The organism is uncultured Thermosynechococcus sp. (assembly GCF_937958135.1).
Classification (GTDB): Bacteria; Cyanobacteriota; Cyanobacteriia; order Thermosynechococcales; family Thermosynechococcaceae; genus Thermosynechococcus.
Genome location: NZ_CALGOG010000018.1, coordinates 1 through 8,711, shown reverse-complemented (window position 1 = coordinate 8,711; position 8,711 = coordinate 1). Strand labels below are relative to the sequence as shown.

The 8,711-nt window shown below is 55.4% G+C and carries 6 protein-coding genes and 1 pseudogene; 3 read left to right on the top strand and 4 right to left on the bottom strand.

The window, feature by feature from the left end; all coding sequences use genetic code 11:
- Nucleotides 1-1,107: pseudogene (locus Q0711_RS02620) on the top strand (hypothetical protein); the annotation flags it as partial.
- A 43-nt stretch (nt 1,108-1,150) separates the two neighbouring features.
- Complete coding sequence (locus Q0711_RS02615; RefSeq protein ID WP_298617310.1) at nt 1,151-2,083, top strand: metal-binding protein; 933 nt, start codon at nt 1,151-1,153, stop codon at nt 2,081-2,083.
- Here Q0711_RS02615 and cobT read toward each other — a convergent pair.
- The 3 genes from cobT to Q0711_RS02600 all read right to left on the bottom strand — a co-directional run bounded on the left by cobT (nt 2,050) and on the right by Q0711_RS02600 (nt 4,758).
- The gene (gene cobT / locus Q0711_RS02610; RefSeq protein WP_366142512.1) at nt 2,050-3,156 is read right to left on the bottom strand and encodes a nicotinate mononucleotide-dependent phosphoribosyltransferase CobT; all 1,107 of its coding nucleotides are present in this window, start codon (nt 3,154-3,156) and stop codon (nt 2,050-2,052) included. The two genes, Q0711_RS02615 and cobT, sit on opposite strands and share 34 nt — an antisense overlap.
- Nucleotides 3,153-3,923, bottom strand: a complete 771-nt coding sequence (gene pgeF, locus Q0711_RS02605) for a peptidoglycan editing factor PgeF (RefSeq protein ID WP_298612086.1) — start codon at nt 3,921-3,923, stop codon at nt 3,153-3,155. Before pgeF ends, cobT begins: the two co-directional genes overlap by 4 nt.
- Nucleotides 3,924-4,020: 97 nt before the next feature.
- Complete coding sequence (locus tag Q0711_RS02600; RefSeq protein WP_298612089.1) at nt 4,021-4,758, bottom strand: phycocyanobilin:ferredoxin oxidoreductase; 738 nt, start codon at nt 4,756-4,758, stop codon at nt 4,021-4,023.
- Between the two features lie 87 nt (nt 4,759-4,845).
- Between Q0711_RS02600 and shc the strand changes: the two genes are divergently transcribed.
- On the top strand, nt 4,846-6,774 hold the full coding sequence (shc, locus tag Q0711_RS02595) for a squalene--hopene cyclase (RefSeq protein WP_298612091.1): 1,929 nt from the start codon (nt 4,846-4,848) through the stop codon (nt 6,772-6,774).
- A 6-nt stretch (nt 6,775-6,780) separates the two neighbouring features.
- On the opposite strand, the gene Q0711_RS02590 is transcribed toward shc, so the two are convergent.
- A complete protein-coding gene (locus Q0711_RS02590; RefSeq protein ID WP_298612094.1) occupies nt 6,781-7,620 on the bottom strand; it encodes a M48 family metallopeptidase in 840 nt (279 codons plus the stop codon).
- Nucleotides 7,621-8,711: the final 1,091 nt, after the last annotated feature.

Here is an 8,711-nt window from a genome sequence, read left to right as displayed (position 1 = left end):
GCGCTGCCGGCAGGACTGCCCTTTCTAGTGCGGAGCATCCTCACCAAAGCCTTGGATAAATTACCGCAGCGACGGTATAAAAGTGCAGCGGAAATGACGATGGCGGTGCAATTAGCCCTAGAGGTGATCGAAGCAGAGCGTCATGAGCAGCCGCTGTTGTTTTCCAAGGCGCCGGCGGCGGTTTGGCTGGGGGAACCCCAGGGCTACTCTTTAGCAAGACCGCCCCAACAAGTTGCCGGTACGGCCACAGGGTTCTATGGCGTGGTGGGCGATCGCCTCTGGGCTTGGCAAGCTAGGGAGACTGGGCCAGAAGAGGTGGGGCAATGGCCGCTACCACCGCTGCCGCGTCAACTCTATGGCGGTGAAGTGAGTGCTTGGCTGCAACTCAATGGGCTGCCCCCCCAACTGTTCTGCATTCATGACCAGCTTATTCCCATAGACTGTCGTCTTCACTCTACCTTGAACCGATTCACCATTGATGCCACCGGTTACTGGTGTGCAGAAACCCAGATTGAGAGTGCAGCAGCGGAACTACAGCTTTATATCCAACTCATGAATGGTCAAGGGCAGCGGACTCTCCGTTGTCAATGGCATGGACAGACTTTTGTGGAGACGCTCCTGGTCAATCGTCGCTATGGCTTGGTGATCAGTCGATCCCAGCATCCTGAAACGGAACATTCCACAACCCATTTTCAACTGTTCGACCGCCGCGGACACTGGCGACTACACACCCAACTACCTGTTCCCCTGACATTGTTCACCCCTGCCCATCACCAGCCATGGCAACTCGCAGCGTTTGAGGAGCATCCGCAACAGCCCCTGTTGGTGCTCTTACATTTGCGGCCTTGGCGGGTTCAACGCTTGGGCCTGCGATTTCGTCCTCAATTTCTCTGTGCCACACCCTGGGGTTACGTGGTGGCGGGTCGTCATCGTTTGCATTTAGTCACCCACAGCGGTGAAATTGTCGGCACGGCTGAAAGTGAACAGGAGATTTATGGCCTCGGCTTTACGGGCGATCGCCACCTCTGGTTGATTCGTCAGCACCGAAACGAGTATGTCTTACAAACATGGGATGTGACCACGTGGGAGATTGATCTCATCCTCTAGACCAGCAGCCTATGATAGAAGGAATCGCCGTGGGATATGACCCATGAAACAGCCCCAGATTCTCAAAATTACCCGCAAAGCTGCCAGTCTCAAACAAAAGCAAAAGCAGCAGTTCCCTTCCACCACCCATGATGCAACGACAACAACGGTGGCCTCTGAACCCGTCGTTGAGGTGAGCGATGGTGACAGTGCCCAAGGGCGTCAACATTGGTGGAGTGAACGTTGGATTGGTGTCCTAGAGTCCTTTGGTTGGCGCCGACGGCTAGAGCGGGCACGCAATTATGTGCGCGAAGGACGGGTTCTCACATTGGAATTCAAGGGCAACCAAGTCCATGCCCAGGTGCAGGGCACAGCTCCTGAACCCTATCACGTCAAACTGCATTTGGATGCCTTTAGTGAAGAGCAGTGGCAATATGTCATTGATGGCATGGCACAAAAAGCTTTCTATGCCGCCAAACTCCTAGCGGGGGAGCTGCCCCCCAGTATTGAAGAAGTCTTTACCCAAGCCGGACTGAGTTTATTTCCCTTTACCAAATTTGACATCCACAGCCGCTGCAATTGCCCTGATCCGGTGAATCCCTGCAAGCATATTGGCGCCGTCTATTATTTACTGGGGCAGTACTTCAACGAAGACCCCTTTTTACTCTTTCAGTTGCGGGGCAAAACCAAAGAGGAGATTCTCCAGCGCCTACGCCACTATCGGGCAACAACTCCCTCTCCTGTGCCCGCCCCCCCACCCCTTTATGAGCCGCCCAAAACCGATGCTTCTTTTTGCCAATATCGCCAGCCCCTACCCCCAGAGTTAGTGGTGCTGGTTCCCAGTGGTCAACCCTATGCTGTGCTGTCAGTGTTACCCCCCTTTCCCCATGAGGTGCCCAGTGAAGTGGCACAGTTCATGGCCACCCTAGAGCAGATGTACAGCAGTGCCAGTCTTGCGGCCTGTCAGTTAGCGATGAGTGAACCGCCGGAGGCGTGATAGCGATCGCCCAACCTGTCAATAATATTCACCATTTCTGAATTGCTCCAGCCCGCCAGCAGATGGGCAGCAATCGCACAGCCCCCGGCACCAACACCTTCCTTGACAAACCCCTGCTCATAGGCACGCAGGGCAGGATGACGGGATAGACTGAAATCCAGTTGAGTGTAAAGGAGCGGACACCGGGCACGCTCTGCCAACCGCTGAATTTGAGCCGTTCGATCCTGAATCAGCCAGCGGGTGGTGCCCACCACAATTTGGGCGGGATGCCAAGGAAGCTGACGCTCTTGGGCGATCGCTCGCGCTAAGGCATAGACCGCCATCATTTGTGACCCCCCCGCTAGCAACACACCACAGGTTTGACTGGCTCGCAGCAGCATAGCGGCAACCACCACCTGCATTGGATCGCCAATCGCCGCGACACAGGTGAAAGGATCGGCCTCAGCAGGGAGATGGGCCAGCCCCTGTTGCACCAGTTGCCACTTTTGTTCGTGGTTGCTCTGGCGATGGCTACTGCCCACACAGTCGCGAGCAGCAATCCCCAAACTTTCGCACAGGGCAAGGGCAGTGGTTGTACCGCCCACTACGCATTCAGCAATGATGAGCCACGGATATTCACTACTGAGCTTGGCCCCCCAAAACCATCCCTGTTCCCAGAGGTGCACTACGGTTTGGGCTGTCATGGCCTGACCCGTGGTGAGACAGCGCGCCGGTGTGCCCCCCAAGTGAATCATCTCCGGCAGAGGCGGTAGGGGTAAACCGGCATCAAAGACGTAGAGGGGCAACGCCAAAGCCTCAATGAGGGCACGACTAATGAGGGCAGGGGAGGCTCCCGCCGTCAGGGGTGGTAGAGGATAGTGGTAGTGGGGTTGAATACCTCGCAGCAGGAACTCGCCGTCCGCTAGGGCGGTGCGCCGGCGATCGCTGGGGGTTTGACCCGCCGCCGAGATTCCCGGAATTAATGCTGTTTCCGTAAAGCCAAGAACACAGACTAGGGCAGGAAGGGCGGGGGACTGGCAGTGGCGATCGCCCCACGATCTCACCACAGCCTCTTGTGTTGCAATGCCAATCATACTAACCGACTGACAATTCCTGACCACTGCACCTGCTTTAGACGTTCACGGCGATAGGAAAAAAAGGATTCAGCCTCGCGAAACGTACAGTGGGGACACAGGGCAATCTGCTCCTCCCTTAATCCCAATTGCAACAGTTGCAAACGATTCACCCGTGCCACATCCAGCCGCAGTCGCCCCGCCTCAGGATCAAGAAAGACTGCCTCTGGGTCTAAAGCGGCGAAACGTTGATAGAGATCATCGCGCTCAATAGTTTCCGTTACCCCCTCAAGAATAGTCTGGCCCAAGGCACGGGCAACATTCAGCCCCACTTGATAGACTTCACCGCGGATGGCAGGCCCCATGGCAATCCGTAAATTAGCCAGATCACTGCCCAATGCTTGCATCTGCCGGAGCGTGGCTCGAGAGATTTGGGTTGCTGTCCCCCGCCACCCCGCATGAATCGCCGCCACCCGTCCACTGGCGACATCGGCAATCAGCAAGGGTACACAGTCGGCACTACAAACCCAGAGGGCTTGATTAGGCTCTGTGGCCACAAGGGCATCGGCTGCCAAGCGTTCCTCACTGGTGAGAACTTCTGTTCCCAAGGCAACGCGATCGCTATGCACCTGTTGAGTGCGTAAAGGAGTTGCCCTCACTCCTAAAGCCGCAGTTAGAGTAGTCAAATCCTGGCCTTGCCAATCCCGACTAAAGAAACCGTGGGCAAACCCCTGCAGCAGATCACAGGTGAGAAAACGCCCAAGGTCAGTGGTTTGCCAGTGCCACATCGCCGCTAATCAGCCATCCCATTGACGACCAAAGCCACAATGACAATACATTGACAATATAGAAGAGAATATGGAAAAAGTTTGGCTCCCTCCTAGGCTAATCCACTTCAGGGGAACGAGAGCCTGAAAGAGTGGGCACATCAAAGAGTACTGTTGTCATGTAGCGTTCTGCCCAAGCCCTGCCAAATGCCTTTTCAAGAACACGACGGGTTTTATCGTTCTGCTGCTGCTGGTGACAGTACTGGCGTTGCCCCGCAATCACTGCTTCCGGGTGATCTGTGGGCACAGCTTGCCGGCTGAGTTGGCAGTGGAGTGTGAGGTACTCGCCAATACGATCTAGAAATTGCTGTTCCTCCCTGTCCCCCTGTGGCCGAATGAAAAGACAAAAAGGCGAGAAAATATGTCCCCAGGGGGGCAACTCACGCGGTTGACTAAAGGTGAGCTTCGGCAAAGCACTTAAGGCGGATGTATAGGCAGCGGGCAACTGCCCCGTCACAGGGGAGAGGTCAACAATCGCGGCACTAATTTGTCCGCGGCCACCCACAAGATCACAACCAAACATTGGCAGATCGTAGTGGGGTTCTGGAAACATGACGCAGTGCAAAATATCGAGGCTCTCCCCCACCCGTGCTAGTTCTAAGTGAAGTTTCCGAAAGGGCGGCGCCTGGTAGCAGTGGTTCTCAATTGTTAGCCGCTCCCCCTCTAGTTTGCCCTCCACATAACCGAGATCCTCAGGCAGGGCGTAGGGGGCTAGGGGCAAAGCAGTCCGCCAAATCTGCTCAATGCGATCGGCAAGCCGTTGAATCAAAGGATGCTGGTGTTGACGCAAAGACATACCCTCGATCCTACCCCAACTCTAGGGCGCTTGCGAGGGGGCGATCGCCCCCGCTAAACTAACCAAGAGTCCAACAGCCGAGGAATCATGCAAACTCAATTTGCCGCTGTCATTGACCCAAAACAACTGCAACAGGCAATTCACGCAAGTCAAAAGTTTTTATTCTCCCAGCAATATACCGAGGGCTACTGGTGGGCAGAATTGGAGTCCAACGTCACCATGACCGCAGAGGTGATCCTGCTCCATAAAATCTGGGGAACAGAGCAGCGGTTGCCCTTGGCCAAAGCCGAACAGTATTTGCGCAACCAGCAGCGGGATCACGGCGGTTGGGAGCTGTTTTACGGCGATGGCGGCGATCTCAGCACCAGTGTTGAGGCCTACATGGGTCTGCGGCTTTTGGGGGTTCCCGAAGAGGATCCGGCCTTGGTCAAAGCACGGCAATTTATCCTCGCCCGCGGCGGCATTAGCAAAACCCGTATCTTTACGAAGCTACACCTTGCGCTGATTGGCTGCTACGACTGGCGGGGGATTCCCTCCCTACCCCCTTGGATCATGCTCCTGCCCGAGGGCAGTCCCTTCACCATTTATGAAATGTCCAGTTGGGCGCGCAGTAGCACCGTGCCGCTGTTAATTGTCATGGATCGCAAGCCCGTTTATGGGATGAACCCCCCTATTACCCTCGATGAACTCTATACCGAAGGACGGGCAAACGTGGTCTGGGAACTGCCGCGTCAGGGAGATTGGAGTGATGTCTTTGTCGGTCTCGATAGCGCCTTCAAACTCCTTGAAGCCTTGAACATTCATCCCTTCAGAGAACAGGGGCTAAAGGCGGCCGAAGAATGGGTGCTAGAGCATCAAGAAGCCAGTGGCGACTGGGGCGGCATTATTCCCGCCATGCTCAACTCCCTTTTGGCGCTGCGTGCCCTTGGCTATGCTGTTGATGACCCCATTGTACAGCGGGGCATGGCAGCGGTGGATCGCTTTGCCATTGAAACAGAGACTGAGTATCGCGTGCAGCCCTGCGTTTCCCCCGTTTGGGATACGGCTTTGGTGATGCGGGCCATGGTGGATTCAGGTGTTGCTCCCGATCATCCCGCCCTGGTCAAAGCCGGCGAATGGCTGCTCTCCAAGCAAATCCTTGACTATGGGGACTGGCACGTAAAAAACAAAAAAGGTCAGCCGGGGGGATGGGCCTTTGAATTTGAGAATCGCTTCTACCCCGATGTGGATGATACAGCAGTGGTGGTGATGGCACTTCACGCGGTGAGACTGCCCAACGAAAACCTAAAGCGGCGAGCCATTGAGCGGGCAGTTGCTTGGATTGCCTCAATGCAGTGTCGGCCGGGGGGGTGGGCAGCCTTTGATGTGGACAATGACCAAGATTGGCTCAATGCCATTCCCTATGGCGATCTCAAGGCAATGATTGACCCGAATACTGCCGATGTCACCGCGCGGGTGCTGGAGATGGTGGGGCGCTGTCAGTTGAACTTCGAGAGTGGTGCTCTTGAGCGTGCCCTTGCTTACTTGCGCAACGAGCAGGAACCGGAGGGCTGTTGGTTTGGCCGCTGGGGGGTGAACTATCTTTATGGCACCAGTGGTGTCCTAACTGCCCTTTCCCTTGTGGCTCCTCGCTACGATCACTGGCGCATTCGCCGTGCCGCTGAGTGGCTGGTGCAGTGTCAAAATGCCGATGGTGGCTGGGGTGAAACCTGCTGGAGCTACAGTGATCCTTCCCTCAAGGGCAAGGGAGAGAGCACTGCATCCCAAACGGCGTGGGCGCTCATTGGCCTTTTGGCCGCCGGCGATGCCACGGGGGACTACGCCACAGAGGCGATTGAAAAAGGTGTAGCTTACCTGCTGCAAACGCAGCGCCCGGATGGTACATGGCACGAGGATTACTTCACCGGCACGGGCTTTCCCTGCCACTTTTACTTGAAATACCACTATTACCAGCAGCACTTTCCCCTTACCGCCTTGGGACGCTATGCCCGCTGGCGTAACCTGTTGGCCTGTTAAGCAAGATTAGAACGAGCGCAGTTGTTGCTGATAGGCTAAAGTATCTGTGCCACACAGGGGCTGGGGGCTGACAACACAGTCATTGCTGAAACCAGAGCGGATTAAATTTTCGGCAATTAGCTGGCGATCGCGGGGCGCAGGATGGGTACTCAATATCGTCGGCGGTGCCCCTCCCTCCCGTTGTAGTTTCTGGAGAAACGTCACCATGGCCCGTGGATCATAGTTACTGCGGGCCAGCAGCCCCAGCCCATAGCGATCGGCCTCTAGCTCCTGCTCTCGACTGCGGGGGCGTCGAAAGGCTAGTTCCATGGCCATTTGGAGTCCGCGATCGCGATCCAAGCCCACAGCCGTCATTACACCCTGGGCGATCGCCATCTGTTGTAGTTGGCGAATTACATGGCGCTGGTCAATATGGCCGATCTCGTGGGCAATGACACTGGCCAGTTCTGCCTCATTTTCTGCCCGCTGCATCAGTCCTGTGGTGACATAGACAAAGCCCCCCATCGTCGCATAGGCATTCACTTGGCGGTCTTGGATGATGTGGAATTGGTAGGGAAGTCCCCGGCGTTCGCCCACACTCACCAAGCGGGCGCCGATGCTACTCACATAGTTTTGAGCCGCAGGATTCTGCACAAGGCGCATCCCTTGACGTAGCATCTGCTCATGAATTTGTTGCCCCAAAGCTACCTCTTGACGGGGTGAGATATTCGAGAGTTGGATGACCTGAATTCCCTGCAACAGCAACCGCTGCCAGAGGTTTTGCGCCTGTGCGGCAACGGGATGAAGGGCGATCGCCACCCCACAGACCAAGCTGACTAACAGGAGAAACCAACGTTGTTTTTTCACGGCTAACACTTTGCTTGATGTACTCCCACAGGCTAAAGCTGGCGGATTCTTATTACTGGTTCAGTGACGCCACCTACAGTCTCAGGTTACCCCTCCACCATAGAGGTGGCCGTTTCCTTAGTCGTTCTCTCGTTCGAGGCGGTTCCCCAATGTCCTTGGGTACTGCTTTTAATAGTGCTCGCTATCTGCAAGTCTGCGTACACCACAACAGTCTCATATGCCTCATATGCTATTGTTGCGCACTGAGCCAGCTAATCGCTTAGTCTTTAGGTTGGCGCCAGACCTTGAGATTTATAACACGGTCAACTCTACCACAAGGAATCAAGGAAGAATATATGTCGTCGCTAAAGCCGCCAAAGCAAGAAGTCCTGAACGACGGTTTGAAGGGGTAGAAAGAAGGGAAGAACTACCAAAATCCGTCGCAGTGCTCCGCCCATAGCCGCAGGCTTGGGGGGTGGTGAAGCGGCGGCTAAGTGACATTAGAAGCGACTAAAGGTTATAATGCTCTTTGAGAAGCGCTGTCGGGCGGACAGTGCTGAAAATGCCCCTGGAGAGGTTCTGGCGGGGATGTCCTTTGGGGCATCTAGCCAAGACTCTGTGAACGGGGAATCTCCTGCTATATGCTTTGGCGTTAGCGGGATGAGCGTCAAGTTCCCCCCAAAGGCACATCATCTTGGGTCTATGACGGCAGTGGCAAGGTGCAACGATCTAAGACCCAGTACGAGCTAGCAACGTTTGCCAACGGCAAACAGTACAATGCCGATCTTTCCGCCAGCTACAACATCGCGGCTCGATACTTGGCCTATAAACTAAAGCTGACCCACCGAAAGGATGGGCAGGTAGCGAAAGGCAAAAGTTCCTGCGCTACACCGAGAATGCCGGTCACCCTCTCTCTCCTATGGGATTGGGAAGCCGCTTATGGACGCAAAGCGTCATGAGCGGAGCATTCACGTACGCTGAGATCGTAGCGCGAGAGTATTTTTATGGATGCTTTGGCTCTTTGGCAGCATTACCAAGATTGGTTATACTACCACCCTGAATTGGAGTTCTATGTGGATGTCAGTCGCATGGGGCTGACCCCGGCGGTCGTA